Annotated in this window: 26 protein-coding genes; 24 read left to right on the top strand and 2 right to left on the bottom strand. The window is 66.4% G+C overall.

Annotated elements, in window-relative coordinates:
* The first annotated feature begins 423 nt into the window (after positions 1 to 423).
* The 24 genes from AAC071_RS14325 (at position 424) to AAC071_RS14210 (ending at position 19,554) form a co-directional block, all read left to right on the top strand.
* Positions 424 to 972 (top strand): HK97 family phage prohead protease, encoded by a 549-nt coding sequence (locus tag AAC071_RS14325; protein ID WP_339833724.1) that lies wholly within the window; start codon positions 424 to 426, stop codon positions 970 to 972.
* Between the two features lie 27 nt (positions 973 to 999).
* On the top strand, positions 1,000 to 2,295 hold the full coding sequence (locus AAC071_RS14320; protein ID WP_339833722.1) for a phage major capsid protein: 1,296 nt from the start codon (positions 1,000 to 1,002) through the stop codon (positions 2,293 to 2,295).
* A 10-nt stretch (positions 2,296 to 2,305) separates the two neighbouring features.
* Positions 2,306 to 2,734, top strand: a complete 429-nt coding sequence (locus tag AAC071_RS14315) for a hypothetical protein (RefSeq protein WP_339833720.1) — start codon at positions 2,306 to 2,308, stop codon at positions 2,732 to 2,734.
* A 310-nt stretch (positions 2,735 to 3,044) separates the two neighbouring features.
* Positions 3,045 to 3,605, top strand: coding sequence for a phage head-tail connector protein (locus tag AAC071_RS14310; protein ID WP_339833717.1), 561 nt, complete (start codon positions 3,045 to 3,047; stop codon positions 3,603 to 3,605).
* A gap of 2 nt (positions 3,606 to 3,607) precedes the next feature.
* Positions 3,608 to 3,925: a phage head closure protein gene (locus AAC071_RS14305; protein WP_339833714.1), complete on the top strand. Its 318-nt coding sequence runs from the start codon at positions 3,608 to 3,610 to the stop codon at positions 3,923 to 3,925.
* Complete coding sequence (locus tag AAC071_RS14300; RefSeq protein WP_339833712.1) at positions 3,922 to 4,323, top strand: DUF3168 domain-containing protein; 402 nt, start codon at positions 3,922 to 3,924, stop codon at positions 4,321 to 4,323. The genes AAC071_RS14305 and AAC071_RS14300 overlap by 4 nt, the downstream gene beginning before the upstream one ends.
* A gap of 244 nt (positions 4,324 to 4,567) precedes the next feature.
* Entirely contained in the window at positions 4,568 to 4,981 is a 414-nt protein-coding gene (locus AAC071_RS14295) for a phage major tail protein, TP901-1 family (RefSeq protein ID WP_339833710.1), read from the top strand.
* A 2-nt stretch (positions 4,982 to 4,983) separates the two neighbouring features.
* The gene (locus AAC071_RS14290) at positions 4,984 to 5,304 is read left to right on the top strand and encodes a gene transfer agent family protein (RefSeq protein ID WP_339833708.1); all 321 of its coding nucleotides are present in this window, start codon (positions 4,984 to 4,986) and stop codon (positions 5,302 to 5,304) included.
* Positions 5,301 to 5,492 carry a rcc01693 family protein gene (locus AAC071_RS14285; RefSeq protein WP_339833706.1) on the top strand — a complete coding sequence of 64 codons (192 nt, stop codon included), beginning with the start codon at positions 5,301 to 5,303 and terminating at the stop codon, positions 5,490 to 5,492. The genes AAC071_RS14290 and AAC071_RS14285 overlap by 4 nt, the downstream gene beginning before the upstream one ends.
* 10 nt (positions 5,493 to 5,502) lie before the next feature.
* Positions 5,503 to 6,132, top strand: a complete 630-nt coding sequence (locus AAC071_RS14280) for a phage tail tape measure protein (RefSeq protein WP_339833704.1) — start codon at positions 5,503 to 5,505, stop codon at positions 6,130 to 6,132.
* 1 nt (position 6,133) lies between these two features.
* Positions 6,134 to 6,766 carry a DUF2460 domain-containing protein gene (locus AAC071_RS14275; protein WP_339833702.1) on the top strand — a complete coding sequence of 211 codons (633 nt, stop codon included), beginning with the start codon at positions 6,134 to 6,136 and terminating at the stop codon, positions 6,764 to 6,766.
* 3 nt (positions 6,767 to 6,769) lie between these two features.
* Positions 6,770 to 7,654 carry a DUF2163 domain-containing protein gene (locus tag AAC071_RS14270; protein ID WP_339833700.1) on the top strand — a complete coding sequence of 295 codons (885 nt, stop codon included), beginning with the start codon at positions 6,770 to 6,772 and terminating at the stop codon, positions 7,652 to 7,654.
* A gap of 1 nt (position 7,655) precedes the next feature.
* Positions 7,656 to 8,099: an NlpC/P60 family protein gene (locus AAC071_RS14265; RefSeq protein WP_339833697.1), complete on the top strand. Its 444-nt coding sequence runs from the start codon at positions 7,656 to 7,658 to the stop codon at positions 8,097 to 8,099.
* Positions 8,100 to 8,102: 3 nt separating this feature from the next.
* A complete protein-coding gene (locus AAC071_RS14260) occupies positions 8,103 to 12,011 on the top strand; it encodes a glycoside hydrolase/phage tail family protein (protein WP_339833694.1) in 3,909 nt (1,302 codons plus the stop codon).
* 49 nt (positions 12,012 to 12,060) lie between these two features.
* On the top strand, positions 12,061 to 12,270 hold the full coding sequence (locus AAC071_RS14255) for a hypothetical protein (RefSeq protein WP_339833691.1): 210 nt from the start codon (positions 12,061 to 12,063) through the stop codon (positions 12,268 to 12,270).
* Positions 12,271 to 12,435: 165 nt separating this feature from the next.
* Positions 12,436 to 12,642 carry a hypothetical protein gene (locus AAC071_RS14250; protein WP_339833689.1) on the top strand — a complete coding sequence of 69 codons (207 nt, stop codon included), beginning with the start codon at positions 12,436 to 12,438 and terminating at the stop codon, positions 12,640 to 12,642.
* 140 nt (positions 12,643 to 12,782) lie between these two features.
* Positions 12,783 to 13,574 (top strand): SDR family NAD(P)-dependent oxidoreductase, encoded by a 792-nt coding sequence (locus AAC071_RS14245; protein WP_339833688.1) that lies wholly within the window; start codon positions 12,783 to 12,785, stop codon positions 13,572 to 13,574.
* Between the two features lie 10 nt (positions 13,575 to 13,584).
* Positions 13,585 to 14,736 (top strand): acyl-CoA dehydrogenase family protein, encoded by a 1,152-nt coding sequence (locus AAC071_RS14240; protein WP_339833685.1) that lies wholly within the window; start codon positions 13,585 to 13,587, stop codon positions 14,734 to 14,736.
* Positions 14,737 to 14,746: 10 nt separating this feature from the next.
* The gene (locus tag AAC071_RS14235; RefSeq protein WP_339833683.1) at positions 14,747 to 15,760 is read left to right on the top strand and encodes an acyl-CoA dehydrogenase family protein; all 1,014 of its coding nucleotides are present in this window, start codon (positions 14,747 to 14,749) and stop codon (positions 15,758 to 15,760) included.
* Between the two features lie 28 nt (positions 15,761 to 15,788).
* Positions 15,789 to 16,460: a nitroreductase gene (locus AAC071_RS14230; RefSeq protein WP_339833680.1), complete on the top strand. Its 672-nt coding sequence runs from the start codon at positions 15,789 to 15,791 to the stop codon at positions 16,458 to 16,460.
* Between the two features lie 73 nt (positions 16,461 to 16,533).
* Positions 16,534 to 16,896, top strand: a complete 363-nt coding sequence (locus AAC071_RS14225; protein ID WP_339833678.1) for a PepSY domain-containing protein — start codon at positions 16,534 to 16,536, stop codon at positions 16,894 to 16,896.
* Between the two features lie 24 nt (positions 16,897 to 16,920).
* Positions 16,921 to 17,592, top strand: a complete 672-nt coding sequence (locus AAC071_RS14220; RefSeq protein WP_339833676.1) for a response regulator transcription factor — start codon at positions 16,921 to 16,923, stop codon at positions 17,590 to 17,592.
* On the top strand, positions 17,582 to 18,952 hold the full coding sequence (locus AAC071_RS14215; RefSeq protein ID WP_339833673.1) for an ATP-binding protein: 1,371 nt from the start codon (positions 17,582 to 17,584) through the stop codon (positions 18,950 to 18,952). Before AAC071_RS14220 ends, AAC071_RS14215 begins: the two co-directional genes overlap by 11 nt.
* A gap of 116 nt (positions 18,953 to 19,068) precedes the next feature.
* Positions 19,069 to 19,554: an RT0821/Lpp0805 family surface protein gene (locus AAC071_RS14210; RefSeq protein ID WP_339833671.1), complete on the top strand. Its 486-nt coding sequence runs from the start codon at positions 19,069 to 19,071 to the stop codon at positions 19,552 to 19,554.
* Between the two features lie 538 nt (positions 19,555 to 20,092).
* Here the strand turns inward: AAC071_RS14210 and AAC071_RS14205 are convergent.
* Positions 20,093 to 21,460 (bottom strand): YihY/virulence factor BrkB family protein, encoded by a 1,368-nt coding sequence (locus tag AAC071_RS14205; RefSeq protein ID WP_339833669.1) that lies wholly within the window; start codon positions 21,458 to 21,460, stop codon positions 20,093 to 20,095.
* 120 nt (positions 21,461 to 21,580) lie between these two features.
* Positions 21,581 to 21,787 (bottom strand): cold-shock protein, encoded by a 207-nt coding sequence (locus tag AAC071_RS14200; RefSeq protein ID WP_293509728.1) that lies wholly within the window; start codon positions 21,785 to 21,787, stop codon positions 21,581 to 21,583.
* Positions 21,788 to 21,916 lie beyond the last annotated feature (129 nt).

Raw genomic sequence — 21,916 nt, 5'->3', positions numbered from 1 at the left:
TGACGACCAAAGCACACTGTGTTTTGCAGAGGAATCCCTTGGGGGAGGGTCGAAATTTGTGGAGCGTTAGCGAAACAAATTTCGGGGCGGGGTAAGCCGTAAGGTCCAGCCCCGCCCCGAAAAATTCATCGCGTCCCGCGCGAATTTTTCGACCCGCCCCCCAGGGGCGGGTGGGAAGTTGGAGATGCGATGAGGCGCCTCACGCGGTGCTTGAGCGGATCGAGGCGAAGCTGAATTTCTTCGCTCGCAATGATGATTGCTGATTTTCTGCCTCACCCAAAATGAAAGTGTCACCCCGGCTTTCGCCGGGGTGACACCTCGTTTTTATGTCAGGCGCTCAGCTTCATCGAAAGCAGGGCGCCTTTTTGGTTGCCTGAACGACAAACCACAACCCCCAAAACCATCCGACGACGGAGGACAGGCGTGAGTGAGGCGGAACGTGAAGGTGCGGCCGAGCGGAAGTCGGCGCGGTTTCAGGCCAAAAGCGTCCGGCCCGACGGGACGTTCGAGGGCTATGCGAGCGTTTTCGGCGCCGAGGATCTCGGCCGCGACATCGTGATGCCGGGCGCCTTTGCGCGCTCGCTGGCGCGGCGGGGGCCGAAGGGCGTCAAGCTGCTTTACCAGCACGATGCCGGCGCGGTGATCGGCGTCTGGAACGAGATCCGCGAGGATGCGCGCGGGCTTTTCGTGCGCGGGCGGCTGCTGACGGACGTGGCGCGGGCCCGCGAGGTGCTGGCGCTGATGCGGGCCGGCGCCGTCGACGGGCTCTCGATCGGCTATCACGTGGTGCGCGCCGAAAAGGATGCGCGGCGCGGGGCGCGGCGCCTCACCGAGCTCGACCTCTGGGAAATCTCGGTCGTCACCTTTCCGATGCTGCCGGAAGCGCGGATCAGCGCGGTCAAGCGCCTGGTAACGCCCGACGCGGCGCTCGCCCGCGCGCTGCGCGCGGCGGCGCGTCTTTTTCGAAGCTGAAGTTTCACCCCCGAACGGAGATCATCCATGTCCCTCTGGAATGACGACCTGCCGCGCATCGGCGCGGCGCTGAAGGAAGCCGAAACCAAGAGCGCCGAACCGCCGGCGGCACCCGCCGCCACGGAAGTGCGCGAAGCGATGGACGAATTGCTGTCGTCCTTCGAGGCCTTCAAGGAAACCAATGACGAGCGCCTGGGCGAGATCGAGCGCAAGCTTGCCGCCGATGCGCTGACCGAGGAAAAGCTCGCCCGCATCGACACGGCGCTCGACCGGCAGACCAAGAAGGTCGAGGCGCTGGCGCTGGCGGCCCAACGCCCTGAACTCGGCGGCGAGAGGGCGGGGCCGGCGGCCGCACGCGAACACAAACAGGCCTTCGAGCGCTATGTCCGGAAGGGCGAGGCGCATGAGCTGCGCGGACTCGAGGCGAAGGCGCTGTCGGCCCAGTCCGATCCCGATGGCGGCTATCTGGTGCCGAGCGAAACCGAACGCGCGATCGACCGGCTGGTCTCGGAAGCCTCGCCGATCCGCGCCATTGCCGGCATCCGCAGGATCGGCGCGGCGAGCTTCAAGAAGCCGTTTGCGACCGGCGGCGCGCAGACGGGCTGGGTGGGCGAAACGGAAGCCCGGCCGCAGACCGCGACGCCGACGCTTGCCGAAATCGAGTTTCCGGCAATGGAGCTTTATGCGATGCCGGCGGCGACGCCGACGCTCTTGGACGACGCGGCCGTCAATATCGACCAGTGGCTGGCCGAGGAAGTGCAGACGGCATTCGTCGAGCAGGAGGGTGCGGCCTTCGTCAATGGCGATGGCGTGAAAAAGCCGCGCGGCTTTCTCGACTATGAGCAGGTGGCCGACGGCGCCTGGGAATGGGGCAAGCTCGGCTTTATCGCGACGGGGAGCGCCGGCGCCTTCCCGGCGTCTAACCCCGCCGACCGGCTGATCGATCTGGTCTATGCGGTGAAGTCCGGCTATCGCGCCGGCGGCCGCTTCGTGATGAACCGCACGACCCAGGCGACGATCCGCAAGTTCAAGGACGCCGAGGGCAATTACCTCTGGCAGCCGGCACTCGCGGCCGGCCAGCCGCCGACGCTGCTCAACTATCCGGTGACGGAGGCCGAAGACATGCCCTCGATCGGCGTCGACGAAGCGGCAATCGCCTTCGGCGATTTCCGCCGCGGCTATCTGATCGTCGACCGGCTGGGCGTGCGGGTGCTGCGCGATCCCTACAGCGCCAAGCCCTATGTGCTGTTCTACACGACCAAGCGCGTCGGCGGCGGGGTGCAGAATTTCGAGGCGATCAAGCTTTTGAAGTTCTCGGCGTAGGGAGGGCGAGATGCGCGACATTCACAGCAATATCGCGACGGCGCAGACGCTCGACCCGGCCGTCACCACGATTTCGCGTTACGGCGCGCCGGTCGACCGCCGGGGCTTTGCGGCGGTCGAACATGTGGTCTGTATCGGGGCGAGCGCCGAGGCGCTCTCGCCGGCGCTGTCGATCGCCTGCGTCCTCGAACAGTCCGAAAACGGCGGCGACTGGCAGCCGGTGACGGCGGCGCATGAGGTGCTGGGCGGGCCGCCGGACGAAAACGGCGTCTTCGCGACGATCGACGACATGGCCGGCGACCAGCGCGACTACCGCATCGGCTATGTCGGCCCGGCGCGCTACAGCCGCGTCGCGGTGGTGCTGACCGGCACGCATGCGGCAGGCACGCCGATCGCCGCGCTGGCGCTGCTGGCGCATGCGCATCTGAAGCCGGTGTAGACGCTCGCTCGGCTTCTTCTTCCACCCTCAAATGGCGAGGTGAAGGGAAAAAGGATTCACGCGGAGACGCGGAGTCGCGGAGAAGGGAAGATTTATTGCGCCTTCGGCGCGAAGCGCCAGAAAACACGCCCTGCGCCTCTGCTTGAAATCTTCCTGCCTACTTCTCTTCTCCGCGACTCCGCGTCTCCGCGTGCAAAATCCTTATCTTGCCACGGGCCGCACCGCCCATGGATCCCGGCTCTTGTCCCGGCGATAGCCGGGATCACCGGGATGACACCGAACTTTTCTGATCTCCCGGAAAGAAACCCCCATGCCCCTGATCCATCTTTCGGGCCCCACCGAGGAACCGGTGACGCTGGCCGAAGCCCGCGCGCAGTTGCGGCTCGACGGGACGGAGGAAGACGCGCTGGTCGTGGCGCTGATCGCGGCCGCGCGTGCCGCGATCGAGGCCGAGACGCGGCGCGTGCTGACGATGCAGGGCTGGCGGCTGACGCTCGATGCCTGGCCCGACGGGCCGCTGATGCTGCCGCTGGCGCCGGTCTCGGCGGTGACGGCGCTGACGGTTGCGGCGGGCGATGGCGCGCCGCAGACGGTCGATGCGGCACTTTACGAAACCGCACTTGCCGGCGACGCGCCGCGGCTGCTGGCAAAACCGGGCATGTCGCTGCCGCAACCGGCAACCCGGCTCGACGGCATCGCCATCGACTTCACCGCCGGCTATGGCGCGGCGGGCGATGTGCCGCCGCCGCTGAAGCAGGCGCTGTTGCTGCTGCTGGCGCAGTGGTTCGAGGATCGCGAGGCGGCGGCGGTGCGCGGCCTGCCGCCGATGGTGGTGGCGCTGCTGGCGCCCTGGCGGCGGGTGCGGCTGTGAGGGTGGGTGCGTTGCGTCAGCGCGTGACGCTGGAGGCGCCGGTGCGGACGCCCGACGGCGCCGGCGGCGCCGATACGGCCTGGAGCCCGGTGGCGACGCTCTGGGCCGATGTCGCGGCGGCGGGCGGCGGCGAAGTCACGGCCGGCGAAAGGCTGGAGGCACGGACGCGGTTGCGCGTGACGATCCGCTTTCGCGCCGGCGTGACGCCGGCGATGCGGCTCGTCTGGCGCGGTGCGGCGCTGAACATTCGCGCGGTTGCCGACCGCGACGGGCGGCGGCGTTTTCTCAGCCTCGATTGCGAGGCGGGCGGGGCATCGTGAGCGCCGATCTCGAATTGCAGAAGGCGCTGTGGGCGCGGCTTTCGGGCGATGCGGCGCTGGCCGCGCTGCTCGGGACGCGGCTCCATGACAATCCGCCGGCCGATACGGGCTTTCCCTATCTGACGCTGGGCGAGAACGAGACGCGCGACTGGAGCAGCGGCGACAGCCGCGGCGCCGAGCATTTCCTCGCCTTCCACGTCTATTCGCGGCGCGGCGGCCGGGCGGAAGCCAAGGCCGTTCTGGCCGCCATCGCCGCCGCGCTCGAGGATGCGGCGCTGGCACTTGCGGGCCATGTGCTGGTCAATCTGCAATGGCGGGGCAGCGAGACGCGGCGCGAAGCCGACGGCCTGACCTGGCGCGGCACGATCCGCTTCCGCGCGGTGACGGAGGCGATGTAGGGAACGCCATCCGCTTTGGCGCCCACCCTCCCCTGGGGGGAGGGTCGAACAAGCGCAGCTTGTTCGGGGCGGGGGCGCAGCGGATCGGCAGTATACAGACGATATCGTATTCGACGGCGAAAGCCCGCACCCCCGCCCCGAAAAATTCTTCGCAGGCTCGAATTTTTCGACCCGCCCCCCAGGGGCGGGTGGGGCGATGCGGCGAATGGTTGAGTAACCGCACAAACTTCAAAAAGGACATTTCATGACCGCCCAGAAAGGCAAGGACCTGCTGGTCAAGCTCGACGCAACCGGCACGGGCAGCTTCGCGACCGTGGCAGGCTTGCGCGCGCGGGCGCTGGCCTTCAACGCGCGGCCGGTCGACATCACCCATGCGGACTCGGCCGGGCGCTGGCGCGAACTGCTGGAAGGGGCGGGTGTGCGTTCGGCCGCCGTGACCGGGCGCGGCATCTTCCGCGACCAGGCCTCCGATGCGGCGGTGCGCCAGGTCTTTTTCGACGGCGCGATCCGCAACTGGCAGGTGGTGATCCCGGATTTCGGCACCGTCGAAGGCCCGTTCCAGATCGTCGCGCTGGAATTTGCCGGCGAACATGACGGCGAGGTGACGTTCGACCTGGCGCTCGAAAGCGCCGGCGAAATCACCTTTGCGGCGGCATGAGCATGGCCAACAGACATCGCGGCGAGATCGAGGCGGTGCTGGGCGGCGAGAAGCGTCGGCTGGTGCTGACGCTGGGGGCGCTGGCCGAGCTCGAACAGGCCTTTGGCGGCGAGGACATGCTGGCGCTGGCCGCGCGCTTCGAGAGCGGGCGCATTTCGGCGACGGATGCCGTGCGCGTCATCGGCGCGGGGCTGCGCGGCGCCGGCGCCGATATCCCGGACGCGGAAGTCGCGCAACTGACGGCCGAAGGCGGCGCGGCCGGTTTCATCGCCGTGGTCGCCGATCTGCTGTCGGCAACCTTCGGCGGCAGCGACAGCAAATGAGCGCGCCGCGCTTTCCCTGGGAAGAGGCGATGGCGCTGGGCCTCGGCACGTTGCGCCTCGCGCCCGATATTTTCTGGCGGCTGACCCTGCCCGAACTCGCCGCCGCCGCGCGGGTGCTGCAGCCGGCCGGCGACGCCGCCATGGAACGAAGCGCGCTTGACCGGCTGATCGAGCGCTACCCGGACTGAAAGAGAGATCATGACCCCCGACACCGATCCGGCGGCGCTGACCCGCGCCATGGAGGCGGCGGCCGCGGCGACGCGCGCCTTCGGCCTCGAAACGCAGCGCACGCTCCGCGCCGTGACCGAGGATTATCGCCGCGCCGGCGCCGGCGGCCGCGATTTCGGCCGCGCACTGTCCTCGGCCTTCGAGGGCGTCGCGCTGAAAGGGCGTTCGCTCTCCGACGTGCTGCGCAAGCTGGCGCTCGATATTTCGCGCCTGGCGCTGGAAAGCCTGACGCGTTCGATCTCAAGCGCGGTGGCGGGCGGCTTCAGCGGGCTTGTGGGCGGCCTTGTCGGCAGCGCGAAGGGCAGCGCCTTTGCCGATGGCCGCCTGCGGCCCTTCGCCAGAGGCGGCGTCGTCAACAGCCCGCTGCTCTTCCCGCTGAAGGGCGGAACGGGGCTGGCCGGCGAAGCCGGACCCGAAGCGATATTGCCGCTGAAGCGCGGCCGCGACGGCCGGCTCGGCGTGGCGGCGGAAGCCGGCGCGGGCGTCATCAACGTCACCTTCAACGTGACCGCCACCGACGCCGAGAGCTTCCGCCGTTCCGAATCCCAGATCGCCGCGATGCTGGCCCGCGCCACGCGGCGCGGTGCCCGGAACCTCTGACATGGGTTTTCACGAAATCCGCTTTCCGCTGGCGATCGGCTTCGGCGCCTCGGGCGGGCCGGAGCGGCGCACCGAGATCGTGACGCTGGGCTCGGGCCATGAGGAGCGCAACAGCCCCTGGGCAATGTCGCGGCGGCGCTGGAATGCCGGGCTCGGCCTGCGCGCGCTCGACGACATTCACGCGCTGATCGAATTCTTCGAGGCGCGGCACGGGCGGCTGCACGGCTTCCGCTGGCACGACCGCGTGGACGGCAAGAGCTGCGCGCCGGGCGCGATCGTCGCACCGACCGATCAGCTGCTGGGCACGGGCGACGGCGCGCGCACCGCTTTCCAGCTCGTCAAGCACTACGCCTCGGGCGGCGTGAGCCATGCGCGCGACATCGCCAAGCCGGTGGCGGGTAGCGTGCGCGTCGCGGTCGACGGCATCGAGATGACGGCAGAGACCGATTTCACGGCCGACCCGACAACCGGTCTGGTGAGCTTGACGGTGGCGCCGGCGTCCGGCGCGGCCGTGACGGCGGGTTTCGAATTCGACGTGCCGGTGCGCTTCGACACCGACTTTCTCGACATCGATCTCGGCGCCTTCGACGCCGGCAGCGTCCCCGACGTGCCGGTCATCGAGATCCGGGTGTGAACCATGAAAACCCTGTCCCCCGGCCTTGCCGCACATCTGGCCTCGGGCGCGACGACGCTGGCGACCTGCTGGAAGCTGACGCGCGCCGACGGCGCCGCGATGGGCTTCACCGATCACGACCGCGATCTCGCCTTCGACGGCCTGACCTATGAAGCGGCCGGCGGCTTCACCGCGACGGCGCTTGAAAATTCTTCGGGGCTTGCGGTCGACAATCTCGACGTCGCCGGCGCGCTCTCCTCGGCGCGGATCGAGGAGGGCGACCTCGCGGCCGGTCTCTATGACGACGCCGAAATCGAGATCTGGCGCGTCAACTGGCAGGCGCCGGACGAGCGTGTGCTGCTCCGGAAGGGCAATCTCGGCGAGGTGACCCGGTCGGGCGCGGCCTTCAGCGCCGAACTGCGCGGCCTGGCGCATCGTCTCAACCAGCCGACGGGACGAATCTTTCAGTATGGCTGCGATGCCGATCTCGGCGACGCGCGTTGCGGCATCGCACTGGATGCGGATCAGTTTCGCGGCATGGGCGTCGTGACCAGCGCCGAAGACGACCGCATTGTCATTGCAAGCGGGCTCGATAGCTTCGCCGCCGGCTGGTTCGAGCGCGGCAAACTGGTCTTTTCGGGCGGCGCCAATCAAGGCGCGGCGATGGAAGTGAAGGCCCATGCGCTGCGGCCGGACGGCACACGGCTCGAGCTCTGGCGGCGCATGGCGCGTACCGTCGCGCCCGGCGACACGTTCATCGTGACGGCGGGCTGCGACAAGCAGTTCGCAACCTGCCGCGCGAAATTCGCCAACGGCGTCAATTTCCGCGGCTTCCCGCATATGCCGGGCAATGATTTCGTGCTCGCGCGCGCGGGCGATGGCCCGAATGACGGCGGCCGGCGGGCCTGAGATGACGACACGGGAGGAGATCGTCGCCGCCGCGCGCGGCTGGATCGGCACGCCGTATCGGCATCAGGCGAGCCTGAAAGGCGCCGGCACCGATTGCCTGGGCCTGGTGCGCGGCGTCTGGCGCGAAGTGGTGGGCGCCGAACCGGAACTGCCCCCGCCGTATACGCCGGACTGGGCCGCGGCGCCGGGCGGGGCGGCGGCTGAAACCATGGCCGATGCCGCACGGCGGCATATGACGCAAATCGCCGTCGCCGATGCACAGGCAGGCGATGTGATGCTGTTCCGCATGCGCTCCGGCGGTCCGGCCAAACATGCCGCGATCCTCAGCGCGCCGGACCGGATGATCCATGCCTGGTCGGGCCGCGCCGTGGTCGAAACCTCTCTCGGCCGCTGGTGGCGCGCCCGTGCCGCCTTCGCCTTCCGCTTTCCCGGCATTGACGACTGACGCATGGCAACACTGGTTCTTTCCTCTGTCGGCTCGGCGCTCGGCAGCGCATTGCTGCCGTCGGGGCTGAGTTTTTTCGGTGCGACCGTCAGCGGCGCGGCACTGGGCGGCGCGATCGGTACCGGGATCGGCGCCTATGTCGATGCGCAGCTCTTCGGCAGCTCGGCCAATGCGCAGGGCCCGCGCCTTGACGACCTTCATGTGATGGCCTCGACCGAGGGCGCGCCGATCTCGCGTCTCTATGGGCGGGCGCGGCTCGCAGGTCAGGTGATCTGGGCGACCAACTACAAGGAGCATGTGCGCCGGCAGACATCCGGCGGCGGCAAGGGCGGCGGCGGATCGAGCGTCACCGTCACCGAATACAGCTACAGCGTTTCCTTCGCGGTCGCGCTCTGCGAAGGCGCGGTGACGCGCATCGGCCGCATCTGGGCCGATGGCAAGCCGCTGTCGCTGTCGGGCCTGACCTGGCGGTTGCACCGAGGCGGCGAGGACCAGCAGCCCGATCCGCTGATCGAGGCGGTCGAAGGCGCGGACGCCGCGCCCGCCTATCGCGGCACGGCCTATATCGTCTTCGAGAACATGGACGTGACGCCTTTCGGCAACCGCATCCCGCAACTGAGCTTCGAGGTCTTCCGCGCGCTGAGCGAGGTCGAGGGGCTGGTGCGTGCCGTGACGATGATTCCCGGCGCCGGCGAGTTCGTCTACGACACGGTCGCGCAGCGCGAGATCCTCAGCGAGACGTCGAGCCGCGCGCTCAATCGGCACAGCTCGGATGGCCGCGCCGATTGGCCTGTGGCGCTCGACGAACTCGAGGCGACCTGCCCGAATGTCGACGCGGTATCGCTGGTGGTGAGCTGGTTCGGCGACGATCTGCGCTGCGGCGCGTGCACGGTGCGGCCCAAGGTCGAGATCGGCCACAAGATCACGCAGCCCGGCAGCTGGAGCGTGGCGGGGATCGGCCGGGCCTCGGCGCAGACCGTCAGCGAGATCGAGGGGCGACCGGCCTTTGGCGGCACGCCTTCCGATGCCTCGGTTCTGCGGGCGATCGGGGACCTCAAGGCGCGCGGACTGGACGTCGTTTTCTATCCCTTCGTGATGATGGATGTGCCCGAAGGAAATGCGCGGCCCGATCCATGGACCGGCGGGGCGAGTCAGCCGGCCTATCCCTGGCGCGGGCGGATCACCTGCGATCCGGCGCCCGGACGGGACGGCACACCCGACAAGACGGCCGCGGCGGCAGCACAGGTCGAAAGCTTTTTCGGCAGCGCGGCGCCCGGCGCCGGCGAGTGGTCATATCGCCGCATGGTGCTGCACTATGCCGATCTTTGTGCGCAGGCCGGCGGCGTCGATGCCTTCCTGATCGGTTCGGAACTGAGGGCGCTGACGCAGATACGCAGTGCGGCGGGAACCTATCCGGCCGTCGCAGCGTTGAAGGAACTTGCATCCGATGTGAAGGCGATCCTCGGATCCGGAACGAAAGTCTCCTATGCCGCCGACTGGTCGGAATATGCGACCCACGCGCCGAATGACGGTACGGGCGATCTCCATTTCCATCTCGACCCGCTCTGGGCCGACACCAATGTCGATTTCATCGGCATCGACAATTACGCCCCGCTGAGCGACTGGCGCGACGGCCATACCCATCTCGACACAGAAGCAGGCTGGCGTTCGATCTACGACCTCGAATACCTGCGCAGCCATATCGCGGGCGGCGAGGCCTTCGACTGGTATTATGTAAACGAGGCCGACCGCGCGGCGCAGCTCCGCACGCCGATCACCGACGGCGCTTATGGCAAGCCCTGGGTCTGGCGCGCCAAGGACATCAAGTCCTGGTGGTCGAATGCCCATCACGACCGGCCGGGCGGCATCGAGAGCGAAGTGCCGACGGCCTGGATGCCGCAATCGAAACCGGTCTGGTTCACCGAACTCGGTTGTCCCGCGATCGACAAGGGCACCAACCAGCCCAATGTCTTCGTCGATCCGAAATCGTCCGAAAGCGCCTTGCCCCATTTCTCGCGCGGCACGCGCGACGATTTCATCCAGCGCCGCTTCATCGAGACGCAGATGTCCTGCTGGGATCCGGCACATCCGGATCACGTCGCGGGCACCAATCCGCTCTCGCCGGTCTATGGCGGACGCATGGTCGACCCGACACGGATCTTCCTCTGGACCTGGGACGCGCGGCCCTTTCCGGCCTTCCCGGAACGCATCGACATCTGGACCGACGGCGAAAACTGGCAGCGCGGGCACTGGCTCAATGGCCGCATGGGCGCCGCCCCGCTGGCCGATCTCGCCACCGCAATCATGCGCGAAGCCGGATTCGAGGATTTTGACGTTGGTGAACTCGGCGGCACGGTCGAAGGCTTCGTGATCGACCGCATCATGTCGCCCCGCGCTGCGCTCGAGCCGCTGATGCTGGCGCATTTCTTCGATGCGGCCGAGACGCAAGGGCGAATCCGCTTCCGGCATTTCGGTGACGCGCCGGTGCTCTCTCTGACGCCCGATCAACTGGCGGTGGCCGGGGAGGGCGCAACGCCCGGCTATGCGCTGACACGCGGTCAGGAAACCGAACTGCCCCATACGGCGAAGATCGCCTATATCGATGGTGCCGGCGAATACAGGCAGGCGGCGGTCGAGGCGCGCCGTCTGGCAGGCAGCAGCGAACGCGTGGCAACCGCGACGCTTCCGATGGTGCTGACGCAAGCCGCCGCACAGGCAGTCGCCGATATCCGGATGCAGAAGGCCTGGAGCGAGCGCGAACGTGCCGTGCTCTCCCTGCCGCCGAGCCGGCTCGCACTCGATCCGGGCGATGTCGTGACGCTCGAACTGCCGCATCGTGCCGCAGATTTCCGCCTGGTCGAGATTGCCGACACGCATTCCCGCAACTGTCGTGGCGTTGCGGCCGAAGCCAGTCTCTATGGACCGGTGACGGCGCCGCTGCGTCCGCGCGCGCCCGGGATTGCGCCGAGCTATGGCGTGCCGCTGGCCGTCTTCATGGATCTGCCCTTGCTGACCGGCGCGGAGACGCCGCATGCGCCGCGCGTCGCAGTGGCGGCCGATCCCTGGCCGGGCGGCATCGCCTTCTTCAAGGGCGCCGGTGCAGGTTTTGCCTTCGATCGCATCGTGACATTGCCGGCGACGCTGGGACGGACGCTGACGCCGCTATGGCCGGGGCCGGTCGGACGCTGGGACGAAGCAAGCGAGCTGGCAATCGAGCTGTCGAGCGGAGAGCTGGCGAGCGCCGACATGTTCTCCGTGCTGGACGGCGCCAATGCGGCTGCACTCGAGACGCCGGAAGGCGAATGGGAAGTCATCCAGTTCCGGAGCGCGCTGCTGGATGCGCCTGACACGTTCGTGTTGTCGGGTCTGCTGCGCGGTCAGGCCGGCAGCGAAAGCGCGATGCGGGCGCCGCTGGCGCCCGGCGCGCGTTTCGTGCTGCTCGATGCGGCAGTGGCGGAACTCGGCATCAGCGACGCCGAACGCGGACTGTCGCGGATCTGGGCCTATGGGCCTGCGCCACTCCCGCTCGACGATGAAACCTATGCGACCGCAACACGCAGCTTCGACGGCATCGGTCTGCGCCCGCTGAGCCCGGTCCATCTGCATGCGCGGCGCGGACCGGGCGGCGACATCGAACTCGGCTGGATCCGCCGCACCCGTATCGGCGGCGACAACTGGGCCGGTCTCGACGTACCGCTCGGCGAGGAAAGTGAACACTACGAAGTCGAGATTCGGGACGGTTCAACCGTAAAGCGCGTCATCGCGACGGACGGACCTCACGCAATCTACAGCGTGGCCGATCAGGTCGCCGACTTCGGCAGCGCGACATTTCCGACGCTGGACGTCGCCGTCCGTCAGCTCAGTGCCAGTTTCGGCCATGGCGCGGGCCGCAGCGCGACGCTGCACCTCTGAGCATTCCATCGTTTCCCTGCCCCCGAAAACTCAACTGGAGGAACAAGACATGCTGGAACTTCTCTCTGCGATTCTGCCGGTCGACCTGCTGGCTTGGACCGAGGCGGCGCTGGCCATCGTTGGTGCGGCCTCGGCAGTTGCGGCCGCAACGCCGACGCCGAAGGACGACACGCTGGTCGGCAAGCTCTATCGCGTGCTCGATTGCCTGGCGCTGAATGTCGGGCACGCCAAGGAAGAACCCGCCAATCGGCGCTTCTGAAGAGATCGTACCGGCACGGATTTTCTGTGCCGGTACGATAGTATTCGCTCAATATTGGATCAAATAACGGTATTCCGATTAGAAATCTCTTAAAGATTTCACCATAAAATTACCATTGCAGCGTACCCCGAAACGAACTGGCTCGAGACGTCAGGGGGAACTCCAATGGCGCGGAAGATATTCTACAATCGCCGCTCACGCCGCCGCATGGTGGCGGTGGCGGGCTTGTGCGTCGGCGCCGCGATGCTGTTCTCGGCCGGTGTCTATACGGGCAAGACCTTTCCCACCCTGTTCAGCATTGCATCCCTGTCAGGCGCCGCGCCCGTTGTCGCCGAGATCGCGCCGGTGACGCTTGCCGCAGCGGAATTCTGATCTGCTGCACAAGATTCGGCCACACCTCCCCGCGACCTTCTCCCAAATCCTGAATGCCCCTGTTCCCACGCGGACAGGCGAACCATATCCTGCTAGAAACGCCTCCGAACGATGAGGGGCGACGGGCAGGATCGGCGTTTATGGATTTTCATCTCACTGGCAGGACGGCGCTTGTTTCCGGCGCGCATCGCGGCACGGGCCGCGCCATCGCCCATGCGCTGGCGCGCGAAGGTGCGCATGTGCTGGTGCATGGATTCGAGCAGGGACCGGCCGACACCGTTGCCGCCGAGATCCGTGCGGCAGGAGCTTCGGCAACGGCCATTGCGGGCGACATATTGAACGATGCAGGTGCGGCAGAAGTCGCCGCTGCGGCCGGCGATGTCGACATCCTCATCAACAATTACGGCACCGCCGATGCGGGCTCATGGGCGAAATCCGAAACGCCGGACTGGATCGAGGCCTATGAGAAGAATGTGCTCTCGGCCATGCGCCTGTCCCGCGCCTTCATGGATGCGATGAAGCGCAAGGGCTGGGGCCGCATCGTGATGCTCGGCACCATCGGCTCGACGGAACCGGCCGCGCGCATGCCGCAATACTACGCGTCGAAGGGCGCACTGGCGACGATGACCGTGTCGCTCGCCAAGGAACTGAAGGGCACCGGCATTACCGTCAATCTGGTCAGTCCCGGCCTCATCCGCACGAAGGAGGTCGAGGAACGTTTCCTCGCGCAGGGTCGCGAACGCGGCTGGGGCACGACATGGGACGAGATCGAGCCGCATGTGCTGAAGAATTTCATGGGCAACCTGACCGGCAAGGTACCTCTCCCCGAGGAGATCGCCGATCTGGTCGCATTCGTCGCCAGTCCGCGCGCGAGTGCCATCAACGCCCTCAATATCCGGATCGATGGCGGTACGACCGCCCTGGTGACGTGAGGAGACAGTAATGCAGGCCTTTCGCTTCGATCTTTGCGCCTTGCCCGGCGAGACGGAGGGATTGCGCGCGGAAGTGCGCGCCTTCCTCGCCGAGGAACTGGCCAATGTGCCGGCGGTGACCCGGGCGCAGACCTGGTCGGGATCGGACCCCGAATTCAGCCGCAAGTTGGGCGCCAAGGGCTGGATCGCGATGACCTGGCCGAAGAAATATGGCGGCCATGAGCGCAGCGCCTTCGACCGCTATGTCGTGCTGGAGGAATTGCTGGCGGCAGGTGCGCCGGTCGGCGCGCACTGGATCGGCGACCGGCAGTCGGGACCGCTGCTGATGCGCTTCGGTACGGAAGAGCAGCGGCAGAAAATCCTGCCACGCGTCGCCAGGGGCGAATGCTATTTCTGCATCGGCATGTCGGAACCGGATTCGGGCTCGGACCTTGCCGCGACCCGTACCCGCGCCGACAAGGTCGACGGCGGATACAAGGTCAACGGAACCAAGCTCTGGACCTCGGGCGCCCATACCGCGCATTACATGATCGGGTTGTTCCGCACCCATCTCGATCCGCAGAACAAGCATGCGGGCCTGACGCAATTTCTGGTTGATCTCAAGACGACCGAAGGCATCACGATCCGGCCGATCAGGGATCTGGCCGGCAAGGCGCATTTCAACGAGGTGGTGTTCCAGGACGCCTTCGTGCCCGACGACATGATGGTGGGCACCGAAGGCGGCGGCTGGAACCAGGTGACCGCCGAACTCGCCTTCGAACGTTCGGGGCCGGAGCGTTACCTTTCGAGTTTCATCCTGATGGTCGAAATGATCCGCGAACTCGAAAAGCGCGGCGGTCCGGAAGGTGCACGCGAAATCGGCCGTCTCGTCGCGCATCTGGTGACGCTGCGGCAGATGTCGCTTTCGGTCGCCGGCATGCTCGACAAGGGCGAGAACCCGGCACTCGAAGCCTCGGTGGTCAAGGATCTCGGCGCGATCTTCGAGCAGGACATGCCGGTGCGCGCGCATGAGCTGCTGGGCATCGAACCGACGGTCGGGGCGGGCAGCGACTATGAACAGGTGCTGGGCTATCTGACGCAGACGACGCCGTCGTTTTCGTTGCGCGGCGGTACGCGCGAAATCCTGCGGGGCATCATCGCCCGCGGGCTCGGATTGCGGTGAGGAGAAGAACATGAACGAGTTGCAGACGATCCTCTCCGACAGCGTCAATGGCCTGCTCGGCGAACGGGTGACGAAGAACCTGATCCAGAGCGCCGAAGACGGCGTCTGGCCGGCCGATCTCTGGAACGAACTCGAGGCGAACGGTCTGACCCGCGTGCTGGCCCCCGAAGCGCAGGGCGGCGCCGGCGGCACATGGAGCGATGCGGCGATCGTGCTGAAGGCGGCCGGCCGTCATGTTGCACCGTTGCCGCTTGCCGAAGCCTTGCTTGCGCACTGGCTGCTTGCCGAAGCAGGCATCGCGGCACCCGAGGGCGTGCTGACGGTGATGGAAGGCGATTTCACGCTTTCGGGCGACAGGCTTTCCGGCACTGCGCCGCGCGTGCCCTGGGGCCGGCAGGCCGCGCATGGCGTTGCGCTGACCGGCGGTGCGGTGATGCTGGTGCCGCTCGACGGGGCGACGATCGCGCCCGACATCAATGTGGCGCGCGAGCCGCGCGATATGGTGACGCTGAACAACGTGCCGGTGAAATCCATGCCAGTCGCCATGCAGAAGGATGCGCTGCGTCTATATGGAGCGCTGATCCGCGCTTGCCAGATGGCGGGCGCGCTCGACTATCTGACGGCACAATCGGTCGCCTATGCCAATGAACGGACGCAATTCGGCAAGCCGATCGGCAAGTTCCAGGCGATCCAGCAGCAGCTTGCGGTGCTGGCGACGCAGGCGGCCGCTGCCGGCATTGCCGCCGACTATGCCTGTGCAAGTCTGGACAAGGGTGATGCATCATTCGAGGTTGCGGTGGCGAAAATCCGCGCCGACGATGCGTCGAGCATCGCCACTTCGATCGCCCATCAGGTGCATGGCGCGATCGGCTTTACCTATGAGCACGGCCTGCATTTCGCGACGCGCCGGCTCTGGTCGTGGCGCGCCGAGTTCGGCGCCGGTGCCGAATGGGCCGAGCGGCTCGGCCGCGAGACGATTTCACGCGGGGCGGACGCGCTGTGGCCCTATGTGACGGCCCGATAGGATTCGCAACCGAAGAAAGAGAATGCCGATGAAAGTCTCCGAAGCGCTGAAGAGCCGCATCACCTGCCGTGCCTTTCTCGACAAGCCGGTGCCCGAGGCAACCGTGCGCCAGATTCTCGAAGAGGCCAAATATGCGCCCTCAGGCGGCAATCTGCAGCCCTGGCACGTCTATGTCGTGACCGGCGAGCGGCTGAAGGAATTTCTGTCGATTGTCGAGACAAAGCAGAAAGACACGCCATTCGGCGACGGTCTCGAATACGACATCTATCCGAAAGCGCTGACCGAGCCCTACAAGGCGCGCCGCTTCAAATGCGGCGAGGACATGTATGCGACGATCGGCGTGACGCGCGAGGACAAGGCGGGACGGCAGGCGCAGTTTGCGCGCAATTTCCGCTTCTTCGACGCCCCGGTGGCGATGTTCTTTGCCATCGACCGGCAGATGGGCCTTGGACAATGGTCGGATCTCGGCATGTTCATCCAGTCGGTGATGCTGGCCGCCCGCGAGCACGGGCTGCATACTGCGCCGCAGGAAGCCTGGGCGATCTGGTACAAGACGGTGGCGGAGTTTGTGCAGATGCCCGATGAGCTTATGCTCTTCTGCGGCATGGGGCTTGGCTACATGGACGAGGCGGCGCCCATTAACCAATTGCGCACGGATCGCGCGCCGCTCGAGGAATTCGCGACATTCAGCGGCTTCTGAGCGCCGGATCCTGACGGAAAACCGCGACGCCCGTTCATCGCGGGTTCAGTCGCGATGGCTTAGGACCGGGGGCATGACACGGACACGCACATGGGTCGCCCTGACGACCGCCGCGGCGACCCTTCTTCTGATGGGGTCCGGGCCGGCGCTTGCCGATCGGGTGATCGATGCCGAGATTCCGGCAGCCGGGCTTCTGGTCGAGGCACAGTACTGGGGGCGCGGTCCGGGCGAGGACGATGCACGCGATGCCGTGCGCCAGGGCCGGGCGATTTCGGCCGGCCAGGCCAAGCAGGCGGCCCTGTCGAGCTATCCGGGCCGTTTCCTCGACATGAGCCTTGCTGGCCAGACCTACTATGTAAAGATCAGGACACCGGACAACCGGGTCGTCGTGGTGGCTGTCGATGCCGCTTCGGGCCGGGTCATGGGTGCCCGTTAGCGGACAGGGAGTGGAGCAGGGGTCATGCGGCTTTTGGTTGTCGAAGACGATCCCGATCTCAACCGGCAACTCGTGGGAGCGCTGGAAGAGGCCGGCTACGTGGTGGACAGCGCCATGGACGGCGAGGAAGGCCACTTCCTCGGCGATACCGAGCCCTATGATGCCGTGGTGCTGGATCTGGGCCTGCCCGAAATGGACGGTGTGACGGTTCTCGAAAAATGGCGCCGCGACGGCAAGACCATGCCGGTCCTGATTCTGACGGCGCGCGATCGCTGGTCGGACAAGGTGGCGGGCTTCGACGCCGGTGCCGACGATTATGTGGCCAAGCCCTTCTTCATGGAGGAAGTGCTGGCGCGCCTGCGGGCGCTGCTGCGCCGCGCGACCGGCCATGCGACCAGCGAACTTGAATGCGGTCCGGTGCGGGTCGACACGCGCAGCTCGCGCGTGACGGTCGACGGGCGCGCGATCAAGCTGACCTCGCTCGAATATCGCCTGCTCGCCTACATGATGCATCACCGCGATCGTGTCATCTCGCGCACAGAACTTGTCGAACATCTCTACGATCAGGATTTCGACCGCGACTCCAACACCATCGAAGTGTTTGTCGGCCGCCTGCGCCGCAAGCTCGGCAAGGATGTGATCGAGACCGTGCGCGGCCTCGGTTACAGGCTGACGGCGCCGGAAGATGCGGTCTGACAGCCTTGCCTTCCGCCTAGCGGCGGGCGCGGCGCTGTGGAGCGTCGTGGCCCTTGTCGCCGGCGGTCTGATCCTCTCCGCCATATTTCGCAATTCGGTCGAACGCAGCTTCGACGCGCGGCTCGATGTCCTGCTCGACAGCCTCATCGCAACGACCGAGGTCGATTCTGCCGGTCAACTCGTCCGCATTCGCGACCTTTCCGAAACGCGTTTCGACCTGGCCTATTCGGGCTGGTACTGGCAGGTATCGCCGCTCGCCGAACGGCCGGCCTTGCGTTCGCGCTCGCTTTTCGACCAGTCGCTCGATGTGGCGACCGGTCGTGGCGCCGGCCGCAGCGATCTGGGGCTCAAGGTCTTCGACGTCCCGGGACCGGAAGGCCAGCGGCTGCGTGTTGCCGAACGGCGCGTGTCGCTGCCGGACTATGACGTCCGGGTTTCCTTCGCCGTCGCCGGCGACCGCAGCGAGATCGACCGTGAAATCCAGGGCTTCAACACATGGCTCTTCGTCGCCATGGCCGCGATGGGCGCCGGACTTGTCGTGGCGCTGCTGATCCAGGTGCGTTTCGGACTTCGTCCGCTCGAAAAGGTGCGTCTGGCGCTGGCGCAGATCCGTTCGGGACGCGCGACGCGGCTGGAAGGCCGCTTCCCCTCGGAAATCGAGCCGCTGGCCGACGAACTCAACCGCCTGCTGGAAGGCAATCGCGAAGTGCTGGAGCGCGCCCGCACCCATGTCGGCAATCTGGCGCATGCGCTGAAGACGCCGCTCAGTGTGCTGACCAACGAGGCGCGCGGTCACAAGGACGGGTTCGGCGATACCGTCGGCCGCCTCGCCGGGCAGATGCGCGAACAGATCGACCATCACCTGGCCCGCGCCCGCATGGCCGCATCGGCCAATGTGCTCGGCGTCAACACGCCGGTTGCGCCGGTGCTGGCGCGCATCGCCCGCGCACTCGAACGCATCCATGCCGATCGCGGCATCGCCATCGCGGTCGATTGCCCGGAAACGGCCGGCTTTCGCGGCGAGGCGCAGGATCTCGAGGAAGTCGCCGGGAATCTGGTCGACAATGCCTGCAAATGGGCGGCCGCCCGCGTGGTGCTGAGCGTGGTGCCGGCGCCGCCGCGCAACGGCCGGGCCTATTTCGTGCTGGCGGTCGAGGATGACGGGCCGGGCCTGCCCGAGGCGGCACGAAAGACCGTGTTGAAACGCGGGGCGCGGCTCGACGAAAGCAAGCCGGGTTCGGGCCTCGGCCTGTCGATCGTCACCGAGATTGCCGAGCTCTATGGCGGCGAATTGCGGCTCGAAACCTCGCAACTGGGGGGCTTGCGGGCCGAACTCCTGCTGCCGGCCGCCACCGAATGACGCCGCGCGGCGGCCGAAGCTGAATGCCCGATGAACGGCGCATTCAGGCTCCGCTCAAGGGCATTTTCCTATCCTCGCGACTGTTGGATCACCCAAACAGGACACGGGGTACAGCGATGAAGATCAAAAGCACGCTTCTTGTGGGCACACTGGCTCTGGCCCTGGCAGGCTGCCAGACGGGCGGCCCCGGCTACGGTTATGGCGGCACAGGCCCGAAGGAAGGCTTCGGCACGCTGGCCGGCGCGGTTGCCGGCGGCCTCGCCGGTTCGCAGATCGGCGGCGGCTCCGGGCGCCTCTGGGCGACAGGTGCCGGCGTGCTGATCGGTGCGCTGGTCGGCAACAATATCGGCCGCAGTCTCGATCGCGCCGACCAGATGTACGTCCAGAACGCCTCCTACAATGCGCTCCAGACCGGCCACCGGACGCAGTGGCGCAATCCCGAAAGCGGCAATTACGGCTATGTCGAGCCGCAGCGTTCCTACCAGTCGAATGCCGGCTATTGCCGCGAATACAGCCAGACCGTCTATATCGGCGGCCGTGCCGAACAGGCCTATGGCACCGCCTGCCGCCAGCCCGACGGCAGCTGGCAGATCATGAACTGAGGCGAAGCCGGACCTTCGTGAGACAGCGTGTCGGTATGACGCCGGATGTGAAAAGGCCGCCGCTCTCCTTCAAGGAAAGCGGCGGCCAGTTCGGAAACGGCAGCGACGCGGCCAGTTTGTCTTGTCTCTGGACCGCCCCGTTTGCGTCCATCTGTTTCGATTGCAGAGTCGCCGCGCCGGTCACGGTGCGGCGATGAAGGATAAAGGCTCAGGCAGAAAGGCCCCCGGAAGTTTCCGACCTTACCTGCCTCGCCACACGACCCTCTGTCGAGATCGAAATCTTGGCGATGGCAAACGGTGTCACCAGACCGTTAGACATCGGATCACCTCCTTTCAATTGTTGAACCCAGTAGAGAGAGCCTGAATCTCCCGGCCGCTCCCGTCAAGAGAATGTGTGTGAAGAAATTGCGCACACATCATCAGGTAGGCGGCCAATGCCGGTCATTGCTGGCATTTCGGGATTTCGGAGCGACCGCGCCATCGCCGGCTGCACCGCTTCGGCCGCCGCGCGGCAACCATCTGATCGCGAATCAACAGGTTAACGTTGCGCCGACCCGGCGCTGCCGGAGGCCGGGACAGGCTCGGCCTCCGAAAGCAGCGTTGCGATGGTGGTCGGCTCGGCGAGTGCCGCCTCCCGCGCCGACAGGGCGTCGAAGAAACCGTCGACCCGCGGCTCGTGCGCCAGCGTCGCATCGTCGACCTGGCGCTTGTAGCGTTGTGCCCGCACCGCGGCCATGACATCGGCAATGCGCGTCTTGTCGGCGGGACGGGTGGGGACGAACCGGCTCGGGTTGCCCGACGAAAATGTGACGAAACCCGCATTGCACAGCGCGCCGGCGATTTCGCCCATGGCCTCCATCGGCACATGCAGCCGCCGCGCCAGCGCCTCCTCGGTCCAGGGCGTGTGCGCCCGTTCGAAGGCGTCATGGATCAGCAGCAGCGCCTGTACCGCCATGCGGTCAAGCTGGCGCAGCGTCAGCGGGTTGATGCCCGACTGGGCGGAGAGGTAGGAGCGGTTCTGATAGTAGAAGGCGATCGCACAGCCGCCGAGCAGGATCAGCCAGGCGGCGTACAGCCAGATCATGAAGAAGACCAGGCTGGCAAAGGCCGAATAGATGGCGACGTATTGCGCCGATTTGACGACGAAGGTTGCAAAGGTCCAGCCCGCCGCCCCCCAGGTGACGCCTGCCACGACAGCCCCCACCAGCGCGGCATCGAGTTTGACCCGCGTGTTGGGAACCATCATGTAGATGAAGGTAAAGGCGGCGATCAGTACGGCAAAGGGCAGCAGCTTGCTCGATTGCTCGACGAGATAGACGACGAGCCAGTATTCGGCGACCTCGCTGACGAAGCTGTTGGATATCGCACCGGCCATGATGCCGATCACCGTCAGCACGATCAGCGGCCCGAGAATGCCCATGCTGACGATTTCGGTGAACTGCCGCGCAAAGGAGCGGCTGGCTTCGACATGCCAGATGCTGTTGAAGGCGGCCTCGACCTTGTTGATCAGCGAAATCACCGTGTAGAGCAGAAACGCAAAGCCGACCGTGCCCAGAACATTGACGTTGACCCGCTGCACGAACTCCATCATGCGGTCGGTGATTTCCGCACCCTGGTCGCCCAGCGGTGACAGGAAGTCGGCCATGATCGTTTCAAGATAGCTGTCGAAGCCGAAGGCGCGGAAAATGGCGAAGGCGATGGCGAGCGCCGGCACAAGAGCCAGCAAGGTGGTGTAGACCAGGCTCATCGCCCGGAGGCTCAGCGCGCCGGCCAGCAGTTCGCGGACCACCGCCCAGCCGATCCGCGCCGCCAGCAGAATGGTGCGCTGCCAGAACGGCTGATCGTCCAGAGACTGATCCCAGACAAGGGCATGAAGGCGCTCGAAGAGCGACGCAGGGCCAAACATGAGCACATGTTAGACGTGGCGTCCGACAATCAAAAGGCCCTCCGCCATGAGGGGGAGGGCCTTGGTTTCTTGGTCTTGTCGTACACGGGCGGCATCGCCCGTCGCGATACCATGTGTGGATCAGCCAAGTACCAGATTTTCGGCAGAGAAGCGGCCGTTGCGCCCCTCGACCAGTTCGTACTGGATCTGCTGACCTTCCTGCAGGGTCTTCTGGCCGGCCTGCTCGACGGCGGAGATGTGGACGAATACGTCCTTGCCGCCATCCGCAGGTGCAATGAATCCATAACCCTTCGTGGCGTTAAACCACTTCACGACTCCGCTAGCCATAGTGCGTTGATTGCCTCGCATAGAGATAGAACGAACGGATGCCACCATCAAAGGCGACGCCCGGACCAAAACGCTATCACCGAAATTTCACGCGGGCTAACGAAAATCTGGCTGCAAACCGGCCCATTC

This window comes from uncultured Parvibaculum sp. (assembly GCF_963975745.1).
Lineage (GTDB): Bacteria > Pseudomonadota > Alphaproteobacteria > Parvibaculales > Parvibaculaceae > Parvibaculum.
The sequence above is the reverse complement of the archived record's forward strand: the minus strand, read 5'-3'. Positions and strand labels throughout refer to the sequence as shown.